The sequence below is a fragment of the Cupriavidus sp. 01L45 genome (genome assembly GCF_056399885.1).
In genome coordinates this window covers 74,923-98,557 of record NZ_JBFTSG010000011.1, presented here as the reverse complement: position 1 = coordinate 98,557, position 23,635 = coordinate 74,923, and the positions used below count along the sequence as shown (strand labels likewise).

Genomic DNA, 23,635 nt, shown 5'->3' with positions numbered 1-23,635 from the left:
GCGCTTGGTGAGGCGTCCGATACGGTCGCAGATTGGCGCGGTGTTCCCCTGGCGCTGGTCGTGACAAGTGCCAATCAGTTGGATCGGGTCACCTTCGAAGTCCTGGTCCATGCAATACCAGCACTGCCCGGACTGTCCGGCCGAGTATTCTCGGGCCGCCGAAGGTGCGGGCTATTCCGGCTGGATGCCGGCGGCTTTGATCACCTCAGCCCATTTCGCGGTTTCGCTGCGCACGAACGCCGCCAACTCTTCTGGCGTCGATGGGGAGGGTTGGCCTCCAGTCTGGCTGAAGTGTTCGGTAGCCGCCGGGCTGGTCAGCCCCTGCAGAATCAGCTGACTCATACGCGCGATGACCGGTTTTGGCGTAGTGGCAGGGAAGAAGGCAGCAACCCAAGCCGTCATCTCGTACCCCGGCAGGCCGCTTTCCGCCATGGTCGGGACATTGTCGAGCAGGGGATGGCGCCTGGACGTGGTCACGGCGACTGCGCGCAGCTTGCCGTTCTGGATCAGGGGCAGGGCTGGATTGATGTCGGAAATCATGAAGTCGACCTGGTGGCCCATCAAGTCGGTCAGGGCCTGCGGCACGCCCTTGTAGGGCACATGCAGTGCCGGTGCGCCGCTCATGATCTTGTAGAGCTCACTGGCGACCCGGGTGGAGGAACTGCCGCTGGCGAAGGTCATCTTGCCTTGCCGGCTTTTCGCCAGCGTGGTCAGATCGGCCACCTTCTGCACGGGGCTGTCGAATGGCACCACCAAGACCAATCCGCTCTTGGCGATCAACGACACCGGCGCGTAGTCCTTGATGGGATCATAGGGCAGCTTCCTGAACAGGGACGCATTGGCCGCGTGGGTGGTATTTGTCGTGATGAGCATCGTGTAGCCATCTCCGGGCGCTCTCGCGACCGCCGTGGCCGCGATGAACCCGTTGGCACCGGGGCGGTTTTCCACGACCACGGACTGGCCGGTCTGGGCGGTGACGTTTCGCGCGATGTAGCGCGCGGTGTTGTCCGTGCCACTGCCTGCAGGGAACGGCACCACCACACGGATCGGTTTGTCCGGATACTCGTTCAGGCCAGCTGCCCACACCAGCTGCGACGCCGCGCAAGCAGCGGCTAGTCCGAACAGCAGGGCGAGCACGCGTCGCCGGGGAAATCGCTGGATCATCTTGTCTCCTCCCGCATCTTGGGATCTGATTGATTCACTTGGCCGAGCTTGCGTCAGGTCAGCGGATCGTGTGCGCGAATGACAATCAGCTCGCGCATCTCGTCCGCCGATTCGAGGCTGAGCTCCGCACCGTCGGGAACGTAGACCCACTCCCCAGTCCCGGCGGCGAAGCGCTCCCCTTCGATGCGCCCATGGAGCGTGCCGCTGCGCACGAAGAGCACCTGCTCGGTCTCGCCAAGCCTGTGCGGCTCGGCGCCGCCATCTGGATCAAGGTCGACCATGTAGATGTCGAGATACCGGGAATCGACGGTCTGGCGTGTGATGACCGGCCTGACGAGCGCGGCACGGTAGTGCGCCAGCGCGATCGCTTCGGTGCTGGTTGGAACGTCGCGGACATCGGCGGCACCGGCCTGAAGGCGCGGGTCGTCCGGGCCGCTCGCGGTCACTGCTGCGTTCGGGTTTTCGCTATATGGCGGAGCGTAGACCACCATCACCTGCACCGGTTCGTCGCTGATGACCTCGAAGCGATGGAAGACGCCAGCCGCGTTGAAGCTCCAGTCCCCTGCGCGCAAGATGCGCTGCTTACCGGGTAGTTCGCCGATACCCTCGCCGGCGAGCAGGAACGACGCCTGTTCGAGGTCCGGGTGTGCGTGCGGCAACGCGCCGTGGCCCCGGGAAATCGTGCCCAGCAGGACCTCGAGCCGGCGCGCGCCGACAGTCTCCTTGCCGATGATGCGCTGGTTTGCCGTTCCCGTGTGGTTGGCCGGCGCGTACGCGGCCACGTCGGTGGCCCTCCGTACATAGGATGATGTCATTCCGATGTCTCCTTGTTCGAATGGTGAAGGTCTGTTGCGCTCAGCGGCGGCTGTCAGGGATGGCCAGCGCCGGGTAGTGCTCGGTCAGCTTGGCTGGCATCTCCACATCCAGGATGAAACGGTCGCCGCGATACCAGAACTGCCCTGCCAGGAGCACATTGCCGTCGACGTCCAGCGTCGATCGGATGATCCTGGCGATTGGCGCCCCGAAGCCATAGGCGAGATCGCGTGCCAGGATATAGTCGGCCGGCTCAACCGTCATGGTCTGCTGCATCATGCCAAGGCGGTCACCTTCGACCTGGCGCAGCAGATGACCAAGCTTGTGGTGCTTTTCGGCACCGCGGGGAAAGCGGGCAAAGACCGACGAGGCTACATACATCTCGATCAGGCAGAATGGCGTCCCGCCATGTATATGCATTTTGCGCACCATTACATAGCTGTCCAGCGGCGTGCCACGCCGGACCAGGCCCGGCCGCAAGGCCACGCCCTCGCGCATTTCCAGGATGCGGATTTCCAACTCGCTGCCATGGGCCGATTCGTCATTGATGGCGGAGCGCAGCCCTTGTCCGGGTTCTGGTGGCTGCTTGATGACGTGCGTGCCACGACCGCGCTGGCTGCTGACCAGTCCCTCTTCCGTCAGCGCGGCAAAGGCCTGGCGCACGGTGACCTTGGCGATCCCGTGGGTTTGCGCTAGGCTGTCCACGGTTGGCAGCTGCATGCCCACCGGGTACTCCCCCGAAACGATCTTGTGTCGGATGACGCTGGCCAGCTGGCGATATCGCGTCACGCCGCCAGTGCCGTCGTCGGCGAGGATGATACTCTCGTTGGCAGCTGCGTTGGGCGCATTCCTCGTCATGACAACAGCCCCCGCGGCACGCTTACCGGCATGGTGAGCAGGATCTGCGCCATGCCCTTGCCGAGCGGATCATTCCGCAGCGAGGCCATGCCGCCGCCATCCAGCGCCGACTCGCAGACAAAGTTCATGGCGTCGAAGCCGGGCAGGTCGTAGCATGTCACCGGCCCCTTCACCAGGTACCCAAGCCAGTCCGCCACGCGCGCCACCGTCACTTCGGCCCGGAGCACGGGCAGGTACGCCGGCCGGCGGGCGATCAGCCCGATGTTCGAGGTATCCCCCTTGTCGCCGCTACGGCCATAGGCGAGCCGTATCAGCGGAACTTCGACGGTATCGTGTTCCGCAGGGCCGGCGCCCGTTTGTTCAGCGACTGCAGGTGCCGCGGGCGCGACCGATGCCGCCGGGCTGCCCGAAGGAACGGTGACGCCGCTGCGTGCGCCGTCCATCACCACCGCCGGGATCAGGGCGCTCTTGTCGAGCAGGAATGCATACTGGCGGATCGATGGCGAGGGACTGGAACGCCCACCCGTCGAGCCCGTGGTGCCCGGCGCCCAACTGGTCCCCGCCGCTGCAATTTCCCGCGCGAACAGTTCCAGCGCCGCCTTCTCGGGATGCATGACCGCCAGCCGCATCACCGCCTCGCGGGTGTGCCGGACGGCAGCATGTGGCCCAAAGCAGGACTCTGCTCCCAGCACCTCGATCCGGGTGCGACTGTAGTCCCCCCACCCGTTCTCCCCGAAAAGCTTGCGCGTGCGGGCAAGGATCGCCTCAGCCGTGCGTTCCGCCTTGGCGACCGCGTCGACGCCGACGATGGAAAGCTGCGCGTTGCAGCGAAAGCCGTCGACATAAGTGGCACAGACCTTGTAGGCATTGCTCGGGGCCCGCCCGCGTGCGCCGCTTACTTCCACCTGGTCCGGTGCGGCCTGCCGAAGGGTTACCTGCGTGAAATCGCAGGTGACGTCTGGCAGCAGGTAGGTGGCCGGGTCGCCGATCTCGTACAGCACCTGCTCGCCGACCGTGGCGGTATTGACCAGTCCCCCGGTGGCGGGGGGCTTGCCGACAACGAAGGTGCCGTCGGCATGGCACTCGACCACCGGGTAGCCGATGTCGTGCCAGTCCGGGACGCTTTCCCAGTCGGTATGCAAGCCGCCCGTTGCCTGGCACCCACACTCGATGATGTGGCCGGCCAGACTGCCTTGGGCCAGGCAATCATAGTCGTCCGCACGCCAGCCGAACTCGTGCATCAGCACCCCGAGTGTCACGGCACTGTCCACGCAGCGTCCGGTGATGACGATCTGGGCCCCCTGGTCCAGCGCCTGCCTGATCGGCAACGCGCCCAGATAGGCATTGGCGCTGACCACGTGCTCTGGCAAGGGGCGGCCTTGCTGCATGTCTTGCACACCGGCTTCGCGCAGCTGTGGGAGCAGGGGCATCACGTCATCGCCTTCCACCACGGCAATGCGCAGCGTCAGGCCCTGTTCCGCCGCCAGAGCGGCAATGGCCTGCGCACACCCGTGCGGGTTCATGCCGCCGGCGTTGCTGACCACGCGGATCCCGCGTGCGGCTATCTCTCCGATCAGGGCCTTCATTGTCACCGTCACGAAGTCGGTGGCGTAACCCAGTTCCGGCTTGCGCAATCGGGCAGCGGCCAGAATCGACATGGTCAGTTCGGCCAGATAGTCAAACACCAGGTAATCGATATCGCCGTGCCGCACAAGCTGTGGCGCGCCGACGCTGCTGTCGCCCCAGAAGCCCGAAGCACCGCCAATGCGTACCCTTTTCGTGTTCATGCTTATCTCCCTATCTGCCAGTCCACATCGGCTGGCGCTTCTCGCGGAATGCCAACTGGCCTTCGCGCGCGTCTTCGGTCAGTGCAAACAGCCCTATCTGGCTTTCCGTGAACGCCATGGATTGCTCGAACGACATGGTTTCCATATGCTTGAGCGTGTACAGCCCGCGACGGATGGCGGCGGGCGATTTGTTCAGCATGCGGGCCAGCAAACGGTCCATCTCCGCGTCGAGATCGTCGCTGACGTAGTTGACCAGTCCGGCGGCCAGCGCTTCCCTCGCCGAAATCGGCTCGCCGCACAGACAGAGTTCGGTGAGCCTGCGACGTGGCAGCAGATGCTGCAGCACGCTCAGGACCTGCGCCGGAAACAGGCCCACATTGACCTCCGGCAGGCCGAAGAAGGCGCCTTCGCTCGCGACCGCCAGGTCGCACATCGCCATCAGTCCCATGCCACCCGCCATGCAGGCCCCGTTGACCCGCGCGATCAGCGGCACTGTTGACTGCCTGGCGCAGCGGAACAGGTCGGCCATCCCTTGGTAGGGATCCGCGTAATCGAACGTGAACGATTTACCGGTCTGCAGATCGGCGCCGGCACAGAATGCCTGTTCGCCCGTTCCCGTAATGACCACAGCGCGGATGTCGGCATCGCGATCGGCGCGCAGGATGCCCTCGCGAAGTCCCTGCAGCACCCCCGGCGTGATGGCATTGCGGCGCTCCGGCCGGTTGATGGTCAGGTAGAGTGCTGCGTCCCGGACCTCGCACAGCAGTTCATCATTCATGGGGAGCTTCTCCTTCGGTTCGTTGCGCTTTTGACCCATCCCTGGAGATGCCTGACGCGAACAGCGTATCGATGGAGGCCTCGTCGTAGCCGGCCTCACGCAGTACCTCACGGCTGTGCTCACCCAGGCCGGGTGCATGGCGGCGGCTTGTCGGTGGGGTGCCATGCCATTCGCTGGGCACCGCCATCTCCCGGATACGCCCGACGGCTGGGTGGTCCGATTCGCTGAAGAAACCGATATCCCGCAAATGGGGATCGTCCAGCAGTGACTCGAACGTGTGCATCGGGAAGACCGGAACATCGGCCTCCTTTAGCAGGGTGCGCCATTCCTCGGTGGTGCGCTTGGCCATTTCGTCGCTGACCATCGCATACAATTCGGTGATGTTGGCGGTGCGGGTGTTCATGTTGGCGAAGCGCGGATCGGTGTCGTACAACTCCGGCTTGCCAATGACCTGGAGGAAGGCGCGCCAATGATGATCGTGATAGATCAGGCAGCAGACATGTCCGTCCCTCGTCTTGTATGGGCGCCGCTCGGGCGAGAGCAGGCGCGGATAGCCGAAGCCGCCCTTTGCCGGAACGAAGGTCTCGCCATACAGGTGGTCTCCCATCACATAGGGAACCATGGTCTCGAACATGGGGACATCAACGCGCTGGCCCTTGCCGGTGCTCCTCCGCGAATACAGGGCGGCACAGATCACGCCGAAAGCATAGAGCCCCACCGAGCGATCCGCGATGGTGATTGGCAGATATCGAGGACTGTCGCCGCTGCCCAGCGAAACGGCCTGCGGCAGGCCGGTTGCGGCCTGGATCAGATCATCGAAGGCAGCCTGGGGCGCGTAGCGTCCGCGCTGCGAAAAGCCGAACATGCCGACATAGACCAGGCGCGGATTGATGGCCGATAGCGTTTCATAGTCCAGCCCCAGCCGCTGCATGGCCTGTGGGCGCACGTTGTAGGCCAGCACGTCAGCATCCCGTACCAGGCAAAGCAGGGCCTCGCGCCCCTCGGGCGCCTTCAGGTCAAGTACGATGCTGCGCTTGTTGCGGTTCAGGCCCAGGAAGAGCGGCCCCAGCTTTTCATCGCCGCAAGGACCTATGCCGCGCGTACTATCTCCGGTCGGAGACTCGACCTTGATCACGTCGGCGCCCAGGTCGGCCAGCATCTGGGTAGCAGAGGGCCCCATGAATACTGACGTGATGTCAACCACTTTCACGCCGGCCAGCGGCCCCGTTGTCTCGTCTTTCTTCATATCCATCTCATCTCGGTGGGTCAATGTATGACGGCTGGCCCCGAGGCCGCCGTTCCCTGCCTGGCCGGTGTTGAACCGGCAGCCGAGCACATCGTTCTATAAGTCGACCTATCGAATAGGCGGAAGGTAGGTCAAGTGCCGCGCGCTGGCTGACGGGGGAGACATCTGGCCGATGGTCTACTGGGGCCCGCCGTCGAGTTCTGGTATCCGCTTCTTGATTTTCGAGATTGTGTGGATCTTCACCCTTTGCGCCCAGGGACCATCGATGGTGCGCAGATTCTTGCCCACGAGATGCGCCAGGCCAAGCTCGTCACTGAGCAGCGGAAGGGACGTCTCGATATCGAGCGAGAGGTTGGTGACAAGAACGTCGCCGCCATGGAAGACGAGGCTGTTCGACCAGAGAAAGCCTTTGGGTGCCCCCTCGCGATCGATACCGCCGAAGTCGCCGAGCTTGGCAATCACCCGGCCCTGCGTCGGCTCGAGCACGAGAATCTCGTTGGACTGGTTGCACGCGATCCAGAGGTTGTCGTGCTCATCGATCTTCACACCGTCGGGTCCGCCGCCGACCCGGTTGACGAAGACTTCAGGCGTGCCCGGCTCAAGCGTCGAGCCTGTCAGCGGTATCTTGACAACGATGTCGTTCGCCGTATTGGCGACGAACAAGGCTGTATTCTTGTTGTTGAACGCCAAGCCATTGGCGCCGATGGTCGGTGGGATCCGCGTGGGTTTCAGCAGCGCGCTGGTGACCCATGCCGATGCTTCGCCGCCGTCGGGTCCGACCTTCCAGATGATGCCCTGGTGGGCGTCGGTCACGTAGACGTTTCCGGCGGGGTCGAACGTCAATCCGTCGAGGCCGGGGTTCTTGCCGGTGACCGTCATGAATACGGACGAGGCCCCCGTTCTGGGATCGACGCTCAGGACCTTCGCGCCCTTGTAGTCGACGACGAGCAACTGGCCCGTGCGAGGATGGAAGCCGAGGTCAAGCAACAATCGGCTCGAGCCCTTGATGCTGACAGTGCGCAGGTGCTTGCCCTGCGGGTCGAACACAAGAAGCGCACCCTCGCTCGTCCTGGGTTTTTCCACCGCCACCGTGACGACGTAGACGTTGCCTTCGCGGTCCACGGCGATCCCCTCTGGATGCGCCTCCCCCGAGGGCAAAGTGGCGAATGTCTCAACCTTGCCGCGTTCCCAGGCTCTTGCGGCTAGCGGCGTCGCCAGCAACACGAGGAACATCAGCATCGGCAGTATCGGCATCCTCTGGGCTTTGATCATTCTCATGTTGCACTCTCTCAATCTCGCGGATTGATGGATCGTCACTGATTGATCTGATCGGTGTCGTACACGCTGGTCTATAAGGAGCAGAGGAACGGCACCGCGCAGGCCGACGAGCGGCCTGCCATGGTGTAAGTCGCTTTTTATTCCTTGACAACGTCGGCGCCGTTGCCGCGGACGTAGGGCACCGGTCCGATGCCGCGCGCCGCCGCGAGAGCGTGGATCGCGTACTGGATCGAAAGCGCGTCATTGAGCGAGTGGAACGTGCCGTCCTCGTTGAAGCTCACTTGCGCGCCTTCGATCCAGGCGATGGTGATCGTGTCCTCGGTGTTGTCCTCGGGGGTGTAGAAGGTGTGCACCGAGCCGCCGGGCTCGTACAGGTAGGAGCCCGCCGTCTGCGGCTGGTCGGGGTACTCGCGATACTTCCAGCAGCCCTGGATCGTCCACACCTGCGCCGTTCCGGTGTGGTAGTGAATCGGCAGGGAACAACCGGGTTCCACTATGGCCATGAAGACCCACTCTCCGCGCTCCGGGTCCAGGCGCAGCGGCTTGATGTGGATGCCCGGAAAGACATCCTTGATCAGCGGGATCTGCTCGATGTTGACGGTCAGGAGCTTGTCCTGCGGCAGGGCGGGCAGCGGCAGGAGGGCGCCGGTAGACGTGGTGGGCTGCGCGAGAATTCTTGCATTCATGAGTTGTCTCCGTTTGTTAGAGGAGGTGAAACAGTGGACGGAAAGTGTCCTTTGATGAGGCAGAAGAGGCACGCCGGACCGGCGGCAAACTCAGAGCGGCGCCGGCAACGCGCCGGAGGAATAGAAGCGTCCAGCGCAAAAGGTGAAGCCTGGCTAACCGCTGCCGGGCCTGCATGTCACTGTATACTCCTAAAGTTCTAATGTTGGAAGTTTAGGCGCTGAGGAAGGTTTTTTCTGCCCCTTGTTTACCCTAGGGACTGACTGAATAAGGGCCTTTAGCCTTGCTTGCAGCCCGCTAGCTGCCCGCCGTCGGGGTTCGATGATGGCGGGTACCGTTTTCAATGCGGACGCGGGGATGACGATCTCTGAGATGTAGCCGTCACCCCGATACCAGATAACGCCGGCGTACAGCATTTGCCTCTGCCGTCGACTACGCACGCCGCGACAGCTAGCGTTTGTAGAGGCCGGTCAGGGTGGCCGTGGCGAGCGTGTTCTGGTGGATGAAGAAGCGCACCACAGCGTTGGTCGGGTTGGCCGGCAACCCCAGCTTGGGCACGCCCAGGGCGTGCACGGTGAAGATGTAGCGGTGCGCGGGCAAGCTCTTGGGCGGGCAGGGGCCGCCGTAGCCGATGGCGCCGTAGTCGTTGGCGGCCTGGGTACCACTGGCGCCCAGGTCAGTGCCGTCGCTGGAGCGCGGGCCTGCGGCGAGCTGGGTGACGGACGAATTGATGTCGAACAGGATCCAGTGCCAGAAGCCACTGCCGGTGGGCGCGTCCGGGTCGTACAGCGTCAGCGCGAAACTCTTGGTGCCTTCCGGCGCGCCCCGCCATTGCAGCGCGGGCGAACGGTTCTGGCCGGTGCCGTCGTAGCCATCGAACTCATGCACCAGTTGCAATGGATCCTGATCCTTGAATTCAGGCGATGTTAATGTGAAGTTGCTCATGCCCTTTCCTTTCACTTGATTTCGATAATCAGAAAGCCGTATCGTTTGGAGGTGCCTGCGGCCGCCGGACGAAAGCAGGCGTCGCTTGCCAGCTACAGCGCCGCTTCGGCGACGTCGTCCACAGTGCCAATACGTCCGAGCGGAAAGCAGGCCTCGAAGGCCTGCAATATCTTGGGGATGTTCAGGGCGTCACCCGGCATCGACGTGCGAGTGATGCCCGGCGAGATCGAATTGGCGCGAATACCGAATTGGCCGAACTCGTTCACCACACAGCGCACAACGTGGTCGGTGCCAGCCGTGGGTGCCAACGGTTCCGCGTGTCATCCCATGGAGTCGTGAGCCCGCTTGCCTTCGGACCTCACGACGGCGTAGAACCAGCGCGCTGCTGGATCTACATGTCACTGCATATCCTAACATTCTAATGTTGGAAGTTTAGAGGCTGCGGAAAGTTTTCTCTGCCTCTTGTTTACCCTGGAGGCTGAACGAGGAGGGCCTTCAGCCTTGCTTGCGCTCGCTAGCTGCCCGCCGTTGGGGTTCGGTGATGGCGGGTACCGTTTTCAATGCGGAGGCGGGGATGTCGATCTCTGAGACGTAGCGGTCACCCCGATACCAAGTGACGCCTGCGTACAGCACGCTGCCTTTGCTATCAAGAAGACACCGCGACATCTTCGCGACGGGTGAGGCGAACGGGATCTTCAGCATGTCGCACAGTGGAAAATCCGCCGGCATCACGGTCATGCGTTGTCGCACACGTTTGCTCCGCGAGCCCAATTCATCGAGCACCGCAGCGAGTAGTTTTTTGTTCTTGGCGGTGTCCTGGGGCAAGGATTCGAAGACCGGGGTCAACACATAGATCTCCGCGTAGCAGAACGGCTCGCCGGAATAGGTATGCAGCTTGCGGACGCAGACGTATTCGCCGTTCGACTGTTCGCCCGGTCCGAGCAGTTCCTGCGGCACCCTGGTGTGGCGCCGGACTTCGAGTACGTCAAAGGCGAGCGCCTCAGGCGCGGCGAACGGATCGTTGATCGCCAGTTCGAGGTCGCCCGTGGCGGCGGGCAGGGCCGCCACGTGGGTCCCGATGCCTCGCTGGCTACGAATCAGCCCTTCTTTGGAAAGCAGCTCATACGACTGCCGAACGGTAACGACGGCCACGCCCAGGTCAGCCGCGAGCTGCGTGATCGGCGGCAGCAGCATGCCGAGCGGATACTCGCCTTTTGCGATCCGGTACCTCAGCACCGAAGCCAGCCGCTGATATTGCGCAACGCCCCGTTCAGCCGACAGCTCCGGCCGCTCAATCCCCGTCGTTCGATCGTCCGTCATTCTAATTGCCTAACATTCAGATCATAGGAGTATGCACTAGAAGAACGGGACCGGCCCTTAGCGAGCAGGCGTCCACGCCTGTTCGGCTGGAATCGGAAAGGGTCGAGATGTGGCGCGGTGGCCGTAGGATTGATTTGTCTGTTGAACTAGTTGAAACGCGAGCTAGAACGCCTGGCCACGCCCTTGGTCGGGCGATGCCCCTCGCAAATCTGGCTATGTCGCGCACACCTAGTCGGTGCGATATGCCGGGTTGGTCGCCGCGCCACATCGCTAAAGGTGATGCATGATGCATATTTAGCGATTAAGCGACTGCACGCCCACTGCTATATCGGCCGCGGTTGCCGCCAGGATCTCCCGATACGCATTCACCACGCCCTCCACCTGCCCGGGCGCGGGCACCTCTGTTTCGGTGCGGCCGCTCAGAAACTTGCCGTCCGGCAGTCGCCGCACGGTCCAGGCGATGGTCGCCGCTGCCCACTTGCCGACATTGGCGTCGAGGCTTACCACCTCGGTCGTTACCCGGAAGGCCGGCTGCGCCGCCGACAGGCCGTGCCGGTAGACATCCACCGCGTCAAGAGTCGATTGCAGTTGCTGCGACAGCGCATCGCGTAGCTCGTCGGGTAATGGGGACGTCCAGCGCGATGTGTCGAACAGCTTCACCCCCCCGCTGGTGCCGTCACGCACCACCAGCTGAATGCGGTTCAGCCGCTCGGGCACGCGCACCGGCGTGACCTCGATCCATAACGGGTCGCCGCTACGGCTGGCTCGCCCTGTCACGGCCGGCGCGGCGTTGGAGCGACTGGCTGCCAGCGTGTAGTAGCGCGCCTCGGGCGACGCGCAGCCGTTCATCATGTTCGTGGCCGCGGCGGCCAGTGTAAAGAGCATCGTCAGACGTTTCATCATTTCTCTTCCCTCTTGCCTTGCAGTAGCGCTTCGGGATGCCGCTCGAGATAATCGGTCAGCGTGCGCAGCGAGACCGCCGTTTGCGTGAGTTCCTGCATCATCCGACGCGTATCCTGTTGCAGCGATGCGTCGGGCGCCAGCGCGCCATTGGCCGTGGCGAGCGTGCGGCGCACATCCTTCAGCGCGGCGAGCACTTCTGGTGCCACATCGCCATTGACCTGTGCCACGAGCTTGTCAGCGTTGACGAGCATTTTGTTCATAGACACCATCGCCGTGCGCGCGTCCTGCCCGATCTGGTCGAACGGCACCTTGCCGATCTTGGTCACAATGTCGCCAAGCTTGGCTTGCAGCTCGTCGAAGGTGCCCGGCGTGGTGGGGAACTCAGGCAGCGACCCGTTCAGGTCCAGATCAGCCGGCAGAGGTGCCTTCGGAAAGAAATCGAGTGCCACATAGAGCTGGCCGGTCAGCAGGTTGCCGGTGCGCAACTGCGCACGCATGCCGCGCTGTATCAGGCTATGCACGATGGCGAGCTTGCGCGCGTCGTCAGCCACGTCTTTCTCGTGCAGCCCCATGCGAGACGGATAGAGTTCCACCACCACGGGCATGCGGAAGGCCTTCTTGTCACGCTGGTATTCGATACCGATCGAGCGCACTTGCCCGACGGTCACACCGCGGAAATCGACTGGCGCACCTGGAGACAGGCCGCGCACGGACTGATCGAAGTTGAGCACTGCCAGTGCGGGCGCGAGTTCCTCCGGCTCCTTCATGGCTTCCGATTGGTCCGCCGCAAGCAGGAACTCTGTGTTCTCGGCGGCCGTGGCGTGCGCAGTCGAGTGCTCCGGCGCCTGGAAAGCCAGGCCGCCAAGCATCACGGTGACCAGCGACTGCGTGGACAACTTCAGCCCGTTCGCGTCAAGCTTGAGGTCGACGCCGCTGGCATGCCAGAAGCGCGTATCGGCGGAGACGAGCTTGTCATAGGGCTTGTTGACGAAGACCCGCAGCGTGATGTCGTGGCCGTTCGGCTCGAGTTGATACGCTACGACATGGCCGACCTGCACGCGACGATAGTAGACCGGTGAGCCGATGTCGAGCGAGCCCAGGTCCTGCGCACGCAGCACGAACTGCCTACCAGAGGCGTCGGCAGTGACAGTCGGCGGGACTTCGAGCCCGGTGAAGCTGCGCGTCGTCTCGCCTGACTTGCCGGCATCCACGCCGATATATGCGCCCGATAGCAGCGTCTCGAGCCCCGACACACCGCTGGTTGCAAAGCGTGGCCGTACCACCCAGAAGCGTGTGTCGGCCACGGCGAAGGTCTCCGCATCCTTGGTCAACGCGATCGTCGCGATCACATGCGAACGGTCCGCTGCCAGCCGTGCCGTCTTGACCAATCCGATATTGACGTCCTTGTAGCGGACGGGAGTCTTGCCCGGCGTCAGGCCTTCGGCGGTGCGAAACGTGATGGTGATCTCGGGCCCGCGCGATGCTAGCGTGTTGATCAACAAGGAAAGCCCGACTACCGCCGCAACGATGGGGATCAGCCAGACGAGCGAGGGTAGCCAACGCGCGCGAGGGGCGCGCCCGGGCTGCGGTACACCCTGATGTGGGGGATGATTAGTGTGTTCGGGCATGGTCGGAGTGCGGAAATTCGATGAGAGGAGGCGACGTCTCAAGCGCATCCCACAGCAGACGGGGATCAAAGCTCAGTGACGCGAGCATGGTCAGTACGACAACCGAGGCAAAGGCCAGGGCCCCGCCCCCGGGCGTAATTGTGGCCAGTGCCCCGACCTGCACCAGCGCGGCCAGGAGTGCCACGACGAAGATGTCGAGCATGGACCACCGGCCGACGACCTCGACCAGCGCGTAGAGCCGGGTCTGTTCTCGGATGCGCCAGGTCGATCTGCGGCGCACCGATATCAGCAGCAATGTCAGGATCATCATCTTGAGCAGCGGGACGACAACGCTGGCGATCAGCACCACGAGGGCCAGCATGTGCGAGCCGGACAGCCACAGATAGATCACGCCGGACATGATGGTGTCGCGCTGCGTGCCGAAAATCGATTGCGTCACCATCACCGGAAGCAGATTGGCCGGGATATACAGGAGGTAGGCGGCCAGCAGGAAGGCCCAGGCGCGCGCCACGCTTGCCGGCTTGCGATGATGCAGTACGGCGCCGCAGCGCGGACACGGTTCGGCCTCGAGCGTCATCGGACTGAGCCCGTCGCAGGCGTGGCACGACAGCAGTCCGAGCGAAGTGGCGGTAGCGTCTGGCGATTGAGGCGTGGTCATGACGCGGCACCCGGTGAGCGGGGTGGCACGTCATCTGCATCATGGACAACGAGGTAATGCCACAGTTCGCGCGGATCGAAGGACAAGATGGCGGCAAGTACGACCACAAGGGCACCGAACGACCAGAGGGCGACGCCAGGCAGCACCTGCGCAATGGTGGACAGCTTCACCACCGTGACCAGCACGCCGATCATGAACACTTCGATCATGCCCCACGGCCGCGTCTGGCGAATGCTGCGCACGATGAGGTCGAACCCGGGTGGCATGCGGTGCTGCGCCATTGGCACGAGCAGGTAGCACATCATGAGTAACTCGGCCAGCGGAAGCAGGATCGTCGTGGCGAACACGAGCATCGCCACCGGCGACATGTCGTCCGCGTAGAGTGCCTGTACGGAACCCCATAGCGTGGTCTCCATGCGCGAGCCCTTGAGGTCCATAGCGACGATCGGGTACGCGTTCGAGATCAGAAACAGGATCAGAGCAGTCACCACGAGCGGCAGCAGGCGGCGATAGGTAAGCGAACTGTCGCGATAGAGCCCACCGCCGCAGCGCAGGCAGGTGGCACGTTCGCCCGGTTGCAGTGTCACGCGCATATGGAGTGCGTCGCAATGCTCGCACGCAACCAGCCGGTGCATGGCCTGTGGTGGATCTGGCGGCGGGATGTGGTTCTGATGCACGACGTGTCCTGGGATGGTTATCGGCCTCGTTACATGAGGCAAGCAGTGCTTCGAGCGCACCGGAATCTTTCGAGATTCCCGCATTCTGCTACAAAATGACTTGAATGTCATCATGACAATAAGTATCTTATAAGGATTGCAACGAGCACGTCTGCTGCAAAACGCCTCCTTGTCCCACCGTTTCCAGCTGCATGCAGGCTCCTTCTTTCCTCAGAACGATGTCCATGAAAGTTGTGTGCGAAGTCGAAATGCGCGATGGCCTGCCGCATGACATCCTTGCCGCGGCCGAACGGCTGGTTGCCGCGGCGCAGACGCTGCGCACTCGGTGCGAGCCGAGGACGGCACTGAGCTTGTTCGTATCAAGGAGGGCGGGACGTGGCCTACGCCATGGTGTCGGCGTTGTAGCGRTGTATTGATATAATCATCCAATCACATAAGGTCCTCAAATTGAAGATGCCTGCCGCCCCTGATCTTAAAGACCATCGCCCTCGCGTTGCAGCCGAACGGCGTGCACGGATGCGCATGCGTCTCATTGAAAGCGCGATGATCGTCTTTGCGCAAAGAGGTATCGGAGTCAGCGTGATTCCGGAAGTCATCGCGGCAGCTGGCGTCTCACAAGGTTCCTTCTACAACTACTTCCGTACTAACGACGATCTGCTGGCGGCTGTCAGCGAAGCGCTCAGTCACGACATGGTGCAAATGATCGAGAGCGTGGTCGGCGATATCGAAGACCCGGCGTTGCGTGTTGCAACGGGTATTCGCTTGTATCTGCACCTTGCGCGATCCTATCCTGTGGTGGCGCAGTTTCTTTCCGGCACAGGCCTGACCTTGGTCGGCAAGAAGAGTGCCGTGTACGAGTACCTGCCCTCGGATATCAAGGAAGGCCTGAAGACGGGCACGTTTGACGAGGCTTCGGCCGATGTTGCATTGGACATGGTGGCAGGCGCAGGGGTGATCGCCGTTCACCGTATGGCCCAGGGAAAAACGACCAAGGATTATCCCGAGCGGATAGTCCGGGCGGTGTTGCGGTCGCTCGGCGTGTCTGCATCGAGTGCCACAAAGTTGACCTCTGCGCCTTTGCCAATGCTGGTCGCTCCGCCGGAATCACTGCTCGAAAAGGCACAGGAAAAGCTCGCCGAAATGGCCGAGCCCTCCAACTTTCGAGCGTAGCCAACGCTACGGCACTTCGCCGCTCGCTTCGGCGAGCAAGCCATCGAATAGCACTTCGCTCGCATCCAGCGGCGACTTGGATATCGCATCAGCCGCCGCTTCCTCCACGCCTAAGCCGCGCAATGCCACGGCGGCGGCAAGCTCCGAAAAATCTTCGCGACATTCGGTTTCAAGCATGCGGTGCATTGCGCTCATTGCCGCGCCGGCAACGATATTGAACCCCAGGGCGGTCGGCATGCGCTTGAATCGATTGCGTCGAACACCTTCCTCTATGTCCCTGCGGACGAACTCCAGCATATTGGGTGCCTGGTAGCCAGCCCAGCCAAGCCGGCCAAGGATTCCAGCCACACCCGGCTGGCGTATCGCAAGTATCGACGCCAGCCGTATTCCCCTGGCGATGTGTTCGGCCGGGTCGTCATGGCCGCGCACAATGGGGTCCGCGGCCCGCACCCATTGTTCAGCAATATTCCCAACAAGCTCCCGCACGATCGCGTCAGCCGACGGAAAGTACTTGTAGAACGTTCCACGTGACACCCGTGCTGCCGAAATGATGTCGTCGATGGAAGGCGTCGTGGCGCCGTTCTCTACCATCAAGCGCATCGCACTGTTCAGCAACAGCGAGCGCATACGCTGTCGCCGCTTTGCCGCAACTCGCTGACGGTGGTCGCGAGTCTCCCACGGTTCTGTTTCAGCTGCCAATCTCTTCTGTATCGGGGTCATTGATCTGTTTTTTCCTCATGGTCAATGAGTCGACATGGCCGCGCGCACAGCACTTCCTGCGCCTTCGGTCTATGCCCATCACATCACTCCGCGTCCAGTGCTTGTCTCTGCGCGTCCACATCTTGCGGTCGCACGCACCTTATTCGTCTCATGTGGAATCCGGTACGTCATAGTCGTCCCGTTCCACACATAAAATAAATTGTACGTCATCATGACGTACAAGTCATTATGATGTATATTTCGGGCTATCGGAAAGGGCGAAAGCCCTAACAGGCCTGCCGTTGCTGATGCCAGCACGAGTCCGTGGAGCGGCTCGGTGGCGTGGACCGCTGATGACTCGCAGGCGAGCGAAGGACCTTATTGGAGGGCAGAAATTGAACAGGAACCATCGAGCGGCAGCTCTTACCATCATCGCGGCGCACCTGCTGGCCGCCTGTACACCGGGTCCAGCATCCGAACACACGGACGTCAGGCCGGTGCGGACAGTGATCGCCGGGCGTGCCGCCGGCTCGGTCAGCGCGACCTACTCAGGCGAGATTCGTGCGCGTTACGAAAGTCAGTTGGGATTCCGCACAGCCGGCAAGATCGTCGCGCGGATGGTGGAAGTTGGCAGTCATGTCAAGCGCGGTCAGCCGTTGTTCCAGCTCGATCCCACGCAGGAAACATTGCAGGTGGCCGCGGCGGGAGCGGAGGCAGATGCGGCGCGGAGCCGGGTAGCCCAGGCGCGGGTGGACGTTAAGCGTACCGAGCAACTGCTCGCGCAGAACTTTGCCTCGCAAGCCGAGTTGGACCAGCAGCGGCTGGCGCTCAACCAGGCGGAAGCACAACTGCGTTCGGCACTGGCGCGGCAGCAGTTGAATGCCAACATGCGCGGATTCACCACGCTCGTGGCCGACCGCGATGGCGTGGTCAGCGCGATCAACGCGGAAGCCGGCCAAGTGGTCTCAGCCGGGCAGACGATCGCAACCGTCGCGGCTGACGGTGAACGCGAGGTCTCCATCAGTATTCCGGAGTCGCGAGTCGACGAACTGCGTAAGGCGCCGACGCTGACGATTACGGTGTGGGCGCATCCGGACAAGTCCTGGACGGGCAAACTCCGGGAGCTTGCTCCGGACGCGGACAGTATCACGCGGACGTACTCGGCGCGAATCTCCATTCAGGAGGCGGATCCGGAGCTGCTGCGTCTAGGCATGACAGCGTCTGTCATCGCACCCGACGTGGACGGCAGTGGCGTTGTCCGCGTGCCGTTGACCGCCATTGTCGATCATGAACGCAGCCGTCAGGTGTGGGTGGTTGACCCGAAGACGTCTCGGGTTATCGCGCGTGAGGTCAAGCTGGGCGCCGCGCAGAACGACAGTGTCATCGTGGTTGGGGGCCTGGTGGGCGGAGAAACCGTGGTGAGTGCCGGCGTGCATATGTTGCAGCCTGGCCAGCAGGTAAAGGTGGCCGAGGCGGTAGCTGTCGCCAAGGCGGGGGGTGTGAAGTGAAAGGCATCAACCTGTCCGAATGGGCACTGAAGCACCAGCAGATGATCGCGTTCCTGCTGTTGCTGTTGTCCGTGGCCGGCGTGCTGGCATATGGCAGCCTGGGCCAGAAGGAAGACCCGGAGTTCACGATCAAGACCATGGTCGTCCAGGCGTACTGGCCGGGAAGTTCCGCGCAGCAGATGGCCGATCAGGTCACCGACAAGATCGAGCGCAAGCTCCAAGAGGTGGCGGAGATCGACTATACGTCCACTTATGTGAAGCCGGGCGAAACGCAGGTCAAGGTGAACTTGCGCGAGGACGTACCACCAGGTGCAGTGCCGGACGTGTGGTACCAGGTTCGGAAGAAGATGGGCGACATCCGGCACACCCTGCCACAGGGCACACAGGGCCCTTTCTTCAATGACGAGTTCGGGGACACCTTCGGTAACCTCTATGCCATCACTGGTGACGGATTCGACTATGACGATCTGAGACGGATTGCGGATGCCGCGCGTAACGAGTTTCTTCGTGTCGGCGACGTCAACAAGGTCGACTTGGTGGGCAAGCAGGAACAGAAGATCTATGTGGAAGTCTCCACCGCCAAGCTCGCTTCGCTGGGGATCGACCCGGCACTAATTGCGTCGACGCTCCAACAAACCAATGCCGTGACATCGGGCGGGACAGTGCAAACCACCGCGGAACAAGTGCGGCTCGCTGTTAGTGGCGAGTTTGACTCGGTCGAAGGGATTCGCGCCATCGGCATCCGTGCCGGCCAGCGTACCTTCCGCCTTGGCGATATCGCCGACGTCCGTCGTGGCTTTGTGGAGCCTGCCACCTCGAGGATGCGCTTCAACGGCAACGAGGCGATTGGACTTGCGGTGAGCATGCGCAAGGGCGGCGACGTGATCCGGCTTGGAACAAAGCTGGACGAAACGGTAAAACGCATCGAGTCCCACTTGCCGGTGGGTGTGCAGATCCACGCCGTAAGCGACCAGCCACATATCGTTGAGCACTCCGTGTTCGAGTTCAAGAAGAGTCTGGCCGAGGCGGTGATCATTGTGCTCGTTGTGAGCTTCCTCTCACTCGGCTTGCGCACGGGACTGGTCGTCGCGCTCAGCATCCCGCTCGTGCTGGCCATGACATTCCTGGCGATGTACGTGATGGGCATCGACTTGCAGCGCATCTCGCTGGGTGCGCTGATCATTGCGCTCGGACTGTTGGTCGACGACGCCATTATTGCCGTGGAAATGATGTCGTTGAAGCTCGAGCAGGGCTGGGACAAGTTCCGCGCCGCCACATACGCCTACACGGCCACGGCCTTCCCGATGCTCACCGGCACGTTGATCACGGCGGCGGGCTTCCTTCCGGTCGGCTTTGCGAAGTCGGGCACTGGCGAATATGTGTACTCCCTGTTCCAGGTGGTGGGCATTTCACTGTTGTTGTCGTGGATCGTGGCCGTCCTCTTCACGCCATATATCGGTTTCAAGCTGTTGAAGGAGCATGCGCACGCGTCGCATGACGAGGATGCGGTCTACCAGCGCGGATTCTATGTCAAGTTCCGCCACTTCATCGACTTCTGCCTTAAGCAGCGCGTGTGGGTACTCGGCATCACGCTCGCGGCATTCGTAGGCGCACTGGTGCTGTTCAAGGCGATACCCCAGCAATTCTTTCCGGCGTCTGACCGGGCCGAACTCATTGTGGACCTGTGGATGCCGAAGGCCTCGACCTTTGAGGCGAGTCAGCGCGAGGTCCAGAAGCTGGAAGGGCTGCTCAAGGGCGATCCGGACATTGCGGCGGTGACCAGCTTCGTTGGAAACGGTACGCCACGATTCTACCTGCCGCTCGATGTGCAGACGCCCAATCTGAACTTGGGCGAGATGCTGGTGATGACGAAGGGCGGTGAGGCACGGGAGCGGGCGAAGGAGAAGCTCGAGAAGCTGTTCGACGAAAGATTCCCGAATGTGCGGGGCCGCGTCAATCGACTGGAGAACGGTCCGCCTGTCGGATACCCGGTGCAGTTCCGCGTGTACGGGCAGGACAACGTCAAGGTTCGTGCGATCGGTCAGCAGGTGGCGGACATCATGCGCGAAGAGCCGCACGTGCGCCAGGTCAACCAGGACTGGGGCGAACGTATCAAGCGCGTGCAGGTCGACGTGGACCAGGATAAGGCGCGTGCACTGGGCATCAGTTCAGGCCAGATCAAGGAAGCCCTCGAGGCCTCGTTGTCGGGCACGCCAATCACGCAGTACCGTGAGGAGGACCAGGGAGTCGACGTGGTCTCGCGCCTCGTCGCGGTGGAGCGCACGGACCTGAACAACCTGAAGGACGCCAAGATCTATGTGCGCGACGGCAAATTTGTGCCCGTCTCGCAGGTGGCCCGGCTCACGCTTGACAGTGAGGACAGCGAACTCTGGAGGCGCAATCGCGTGCCAACGCTGACCGTTCGTGCCGACATCGCGGGGGCGCAGGCACCTGACGTCACGCGTGCGCTACAGCCGAAGATCGAGGCATTGGAAAAGGCGCTTCCGCTCGGCTATGGCATCGAGATCGGAGGCGCTTACGAATCGAGTGGGAAGGCCCAGCGTTCTGTTTTCGCGGTGATGCCCGTGACGATTATCGCGGTGCTCTTGCTGCTGATGATTCAACTTCAGGACATGAAGAAGATGGCGATGGTCCTGCTGACCGCGCCGCTCGGGCTGATCGGTGTCAGCGCGATCATGGCCGCGTTCCAGATTCCATTCGGTTTTGTCGCCATGTTGGGCGTTATTGCCCTCGCTGGAATGATCATCCGCAACTCGGTGATCCTGGTCGTACAGATCGATCAGGACGTGGGCGCGGGCGTCGCACTGTGGACGGCCATCGTCGAGGCGGCGGTGCGACGGCTGCGTCCGATCGTGCTGACTGCTTTGGCGGCAATTCTGGCGATGGTGCCGCTTACACACTCCGTGTTCTGGGGCCCAATGGCGTGGGCAATCATGGGAGGGCTCGCCGTTGCCACGGTGCTGACGCTGGTCTTCCTTCCCGCTTTGTATGCGACCTGGTACCGGGCCAAGCGCCCCGCGACCGTCCGATCGCAAATATGACGATGAGAGTTATTTCGATGAAAGGTTTGAGCATGGCCCTGCGGGCCGGGCAAGTGGCTTTGGGCTGCATGCTTTTCCTGAACGCTGGGGAGTCGGGCGCTATCGATCTCGTGGGGTCCTACCAGCAGGCATTGGCGCATGATCCGACAAGCCTAGCTGCAAATGATGCACTCACGGCAGGGCGGGAGATGGCTGTGCAGGGCGACGCCTTGCTGCGTCCCCGCGTAAGCCTGCAAGCGGCACTGGACCGGATCAACAATCGTTCTTCCGGCAACCCGCCGGCCGAGGCCGCACCGTTGGTATCCGCCGATAGTTCAGGCACTGCGCGGCAGGCCGGTGTGATGCTCATTCAGCCACTGTACGACAGGACCGCAGTAGCCACGAGGAAGCAGTTGCGCGAGCAATCGAACCTGGCGCAAACGCAGTTCGACCAGTCTCGCCAGAATCTGGCCTTGCGGGTGGCGGAGGCATACTTCGGCGTGGTATTGGGTGAGGAAACGCTCCGTGTGGTACAGGCCGAGAAGGCGGCCTTGCGACAGCAACGGGACCGCGCGAAGGCGCGCTTCGACATCGGCCAGGGCAAAATCACCGATCTTCATGAAGCCCAGGCCCGCCTGGATGGGGTGGAGAGTCGCGAAGTCACGGCGCAGTCTGCGCTAGAGCAACGACGCGCGCGATTCCTGGAAACGGTCGGCATGCCGCCCGATCAGCTCAGCGGGCTGGCGCCAAATTTCGCGCCGCGACCGCCGGAACCGGACAATCTCATGGCGTGGCAGGCAAGGGGTGAAGATCAGAGCTACGTCGTGAAGACCAAGCAGTCGGAGCTCGACATTGCCGGCGCGGAGATCGACAAGTACCGCGTCAGCAGTCGCCCGACCGTCGCGCTCGTGGCACGTTATGGCGCCCAAGGCCAAACCGGCAATCTGGCTCCCTGGGTTGCGGCCAGCAACACCCGCACCGCGACGATCGGCTTGCAGCTCAACATTCCGCTGTACGCGGGCGGCGGACTGGATTCGCGCGAGCGGGAATCCGTTGCGAGGAAGAGCCAGGCGGAGCAGGAGGTTGCCGCCGCCCGGCGAGACGTGCGCTTGAATGTGCAGGATGGATTCCTCTCGGTGAAAACGGGCGTGTCGCGCGTCGCCGCGCTCGAGCAGTCGTTGACTTCGGCGCGTAGCGCGCTCGCGGCGACGACGCTTGGCCGGGACGTTGGCACCCGTACGGAACCCGACGTACTGGACGCGCAGCAGCGCGTGTTCGCCGCTGAGCTTGACCTGGTTCAGGCACGCTTGGACTACCTCCTTGGCCGTCTGCGGCTTGCCGCCGCGGCGGGGGAACTGAGCGAGGAAACCTTGCGCTCGTTGAATGCCTGGCTCGCAGCCTGATCGAGAAATCCTATGCTAGGAGATCTGCAGCACTATTGGAGCGGCGCCTTTCTCGCCGCCAACGCGTTCATCGGGCTGAACATGGTGGGCGCGTTGCTGCTGGGAATGCTGGTTGGCTACGAGCGCTCGTACAATGGCCGCGCCGCCGGCATGCGCACTTACGGCCTCGTGTGCATGGCGTCCACAGCGCTGACGGTATTCGTCGGTCACACGTCGCTCTGGTACGGCGGTGCCACAGCGCACATCCAGGCAGATCCGACCCATACCATCCAGGGCGTGGTCACCGGCGTCGGCTTCCTTGGCGCCGGGGTCATCATGAAGGACGGCATGAGCATCCGCGGCCTCACGACCGCGGCATCCATCTGGGCTGCCTCGGCCATAGGCGTGTTGCTCGGCGTTGGCTTCTATGCCGCCGCGTTGCTGCTCGCCGTGCTATGCGTGGGCTCGATGTCCCTGTTGCACCGGCTGGAGGCCAGGCTTCCGGGGCGCATGACGCTTGATGTGTCGCTGACTTTCCAACCCGGCGAAGCCCCTGACTTCGATCTGCTGATCGACAGGGCAAAGTCTCGCGGCTATCGCGTGCTTCACGACAGCCTTACCATCACGTTTGCCGACAACCAGGCCGTGTGGCGAGTCAGCCTGGTCGCACCGGACAAGGCGCGCGCGCTATCGCCGGCGGGACTGGCGGCCGAGATGGCTGCAACCCAGGGTGTCTCCCGGTTCAGCATCGTACCGGTGCGCAATTGATTCGGGTAAGCGAACACATCTATTCAAGACAACCAAGATGTTTAGCAGCAGCGCGCGGATAGACGAGTTGACTCAGGTGCAGTGGATACACAGAAATATTGCCGACCCCGTGCGAACCTCAACTGGAATCCTGATTTGTCGCAGAGCGCCCCACTCCCTACTCCAAGCCGCCGCCAAGCCCTGCTCTGGGGCGCCGTCGCATTCGGCCTCGGCAGCCTGCTTTGGATCTTGCGTCCCGTCCTCACACCGTTCCTGTTCGGTGCGCTCATCGCATACATGTTGCAGCCGGGCTTCGAGTGGCTGGTGCGCCATCGCACGCCGCGCGGCC

21 protein-coding genes are annotated in these 23,635 nt (G+C 62.6%); 5 read left to right on the top strand and 16 right to left on the bottom strand.

Annotation, left to right across the window (positions count from 1 at the left end; genetic code table 11):
- Positions 1-171 precede the first annotated feature (171 nt).
- The 15 genes from AC1DT6_RS09975 to AC1DT6_RS09905 form a co-directional block, all read right to left on the bottom strand.
- Positions 172-1,164 carry a Bug family tripartite tricarboxylate transporter substrate binding protein gene (locus AC1DT6_RS09975; protein WP_441630830.1) on the bottom strand — a complete coding sequence of 331 codons (993 nt, stop codon included), beginning with the start codon at positions 1,162-1,164 and terminating at the stop codon, positions 172-174.
- A 53-nt stretch (positions 1,165-1,217) separates the two neighbouring features.
- Positions 1,218-1,979 (bottom strand): cupin domain-containing protein, encoded by a 762-nt coding sequence (locus tag AC1DT6_RS09970; protein WP_441630832.1) that lies wholly within the window; start codon positions 1,977-1,979, stop codon positions 1,218-1,220.
- A gap of 40 nt (positions 1,980-2,019) precedes the next feature.
- Positions 2,020-2,835, bottom strand: a complete 816-nt coding sequence (locus AC1DT6_RS09965; RefSeq protein WP_441630834.1) for a GntR family transcriptional regulator — start codon at positions 2,833-2,835, stop codon at positions 2,020-2,022.
- Positions 2,832-4,622, bottom strand: a complete 1,791-nt coding sequence (locus tag AC1DT6_RS09960; protein ID WP_441630836.1) for an acyclic terpene utilization AtuA family protein — start codon at positions 4,620-4,622, stop codon at positions 2,832-2,834. Before AC1DT6_RS09960 ends, AC1DT6_RS09965 begins: the two co-directional genes overlap by 4 nt.
- 10 nt (positions 4,623-4,632) lie before the next feature.
- Positions 4,633-5,400 carry an enoyl-CoA hydratase/isomerase family protein gene (locus tag AC1DT6_RS09955; protein ID WP_441630838.1) on the bottom strand — a complete coding sequence of 256 codons (768 nt, stop codon included), beginning with the start codon at positions 5,398-5,400 and terminating at the stop codon, positions 4,633-4,635.
- Complete coding sequence (locus tag AC1DT6_RS09950; RefSeq protein ID WP_441630887.1) at positions 5,393-6,646, bottom strand: CaiB/BaiF CoA transferase family protein; 1,254 nt, start codon at positions 6,644-6,646, stop codon at positions 5,393-5,395. Before AC1DT6_RS09950 ends, AC1DT6_RS09955 begins: the two co-directional genes overlap by 8 nt.
- Before the next feature lie 177 nt (positions 6,647-6,823).
- Positions 6,824-7,918, bottom strand: a complete 1,095-nt coding sequence (locus AC1DT6_RS09945) for an SMP-30/gluconolactonase/LRE family protein (RefSeq protein ID WP_441630840.1) — start codon at positions 7,916-7,918, stop codon at positions 6,824-6,826.
- Between the two features lie 143 nt (positions 7,919-8,061).
- Positions 8,062-8,610 (bottom strand): 2,4'-dihydroxyacetophenone dioxygenase family protein, encoded by a 549-nt coding sequence (locus AC1DT6_RS09940; protein WP_045238266.1) that lies wholly within the window; start codon positions 8,608-8,610, stop codon positions 8,062-8,064.
- A gap of 448 nt (positions 8,611-9,058) precedes the next feature.
- Positions 9,059-9,553, bottom strand: a complete 495-nt coding sequence (locus AC1DT6_RS09935) for a YbhB/YbcL family Raf kinase inhibitor-like protein (protein ID WP_441630843.1) — start codon at positions 9,551-9,553, stop codon at positions 9,059-9,061.
- Between the two features lie 92 nt (positions 9,554-9,645).
- Positions 9,646-9,861 (bottom strand): SDR family oxidoreductase, encoded by a 216-nt coding sequence (locus AC1DT6_RS09930; protein WP_441630845.1) that lies wholly within the window; start codon positions 9,859-9,861, stop codon positions 9,646-9,648.
- Positions 9,862-10,048: 187 nt separating this feature from the next.
- A complete protein-coding gene (locus tag AC1DT6_RS09925; RefSeq protein ID WP_441630847.1) occupies positions 10,049-10,873 on the bottom strand; it encodes a GntR family transcriptional regulator in 825 nt (274 codons plus the stop codon).
- 294 nt (positions 10,874-11,167) lie between these two features.
- Positions 11,168-11,776, bottom strand: coding sequence for a PqiC family protein (locus AC1DT6_RS09920; RefSeq protein ID WP_441630849.1), 609 nt, complete (start codon positions 11,774-11,776; stop codon positions 11,168-11,170).
- Complete coding sequence (locus AC1DT6_RS09915; protein WP_441630851.1) at positions 11,773-13,404, bottom strand: PqiB family protein; 1,632 nt, start codon at positions 13,402-13,404, stop codon at positions 11,773-11,775. Before AC1DT6_RS09915 ends, AC1DT6_RS09920 begins: the two co-directional genes overlap by 4 nt.
- Positions 13,388-14,062 carry a paraquat-inducible protein A gene (locus AC1DT6_RS09910; protein WP_441630853.1) on the bottom strand — a complete coding sequence of 225 codons (675 nt, stop codon included), beginning with the start codon at positions 14,060-14,062 and terminating at the stop codon, positions 13,388-13,390. Before AC1DT6_RS09910 ends, AC1DT6_RS09915 begins: the two co-directional genes overlap by 17 nt.
- Positions 14,059-14,697 (bottom strand): paraquat-inducible protein A, encoded by a 639-nt coding sequence (locus tag AC1DT6_RS09905; protein WP_441630889.1) that lies wholly within the window; start codon positions 14,695-14,697, stop codon positions 14,059-14,061. The genes AC1DT6_RS09910 and AC1DT6_RS09905 overlap by 4 nt, the downstream gene beginning before the upstream one ends.
- Before the next feature lie 564 nt (positions 14,698-15,261).
- Between AC1DT6_RS09905 and AC1DT6_RS09900 the strand changes: the two genes are divergently transcribed.
- A complete protein-coding gene (locus AC1DT6_RS09900; protein WP_441630855.1) occupies positions 15,262-15,909 on the top strand; it encodes a TetR/AcrR family transcriptional regulator in 648 nt (215 codons plus the stop codon).
- Between the two features lie 6 nt (positions 15,910-15,915).
- On the opposite strand, the gene AC1DT6_RS09895 is transcribed toward AC1DT6_RS09900, so the two are convergent.
- Positions 15,916-16,536, bottom strand: coding sequence for a TetR/AcrR family transcriptional regulator (locus AC1DT6_RS09895; RefSeq protein WP_441630857.1), 621 nt, complete (start codon positions 16,534-16,536; stop codon positions 15,916-15,918).
- A 467-nt stretch (positions 16,537-17,003) separates the two neighbouring features.
- On the opposite strand from AC1DT6_RS09895, the gene AC1DT6_RS09890 reads away from it, so the two are divergent.
- From AC1DT6_RS09890 to AC1DT6_RS09875, 4 genes are read left to right on the top strand one after another with little or no spacing between them, the layout of a single operon-like run.
- Positions 17,004-18,116, top strand: a complete 1,113-nt coding sequence (locus AC1DT6_RS09890) for an efflux RND transporter periplasmic adaptor subunit (protein ID WP_441630859.1) — start codon at positions 17,004-17,006, stop codon at positions 18,114-18,116.
- A complete protein-coding gene (locus AC1DT6_RS09885) occupies positions 18,113-21,178 on the top strand; it encodes an efflux RND transporter permease subunit (protein WP_441630861.1) in 3,066 nt (1,021 codons plus the stop codon). The genes AC1DT6_RS09890 and AC1DT6_RS09885 overlap by 4 nt, the downstream gene beginning before the upstream one ends.
- A gap of 17 nt (positions 21,179-21,195) precedes the next feature.
- Entirely contained in the window at positions 21,196-22,560 is a 1,365-nt protein-coding gene (locus AC1DT6_RS09880) for a TolC family outer membrane protein (protein WP_441630863.1), read from the top strand.
- Between the two features lie 12 nt (positions 22,561-22,572).
- Positions 22,573-23,307: an MgtC/SapB family protein gene (locus tag AC1DT6_RS09875; RefSeq protein WP_441630865.1), complete on the top strand. Its 735-nt coding sequence runs from the start codon at positions 22,573-22,575 to the stop codon at positions 23,305-23,307.
- Positions 23,308-23,635 lie beyond the last annotated feature (328 nt).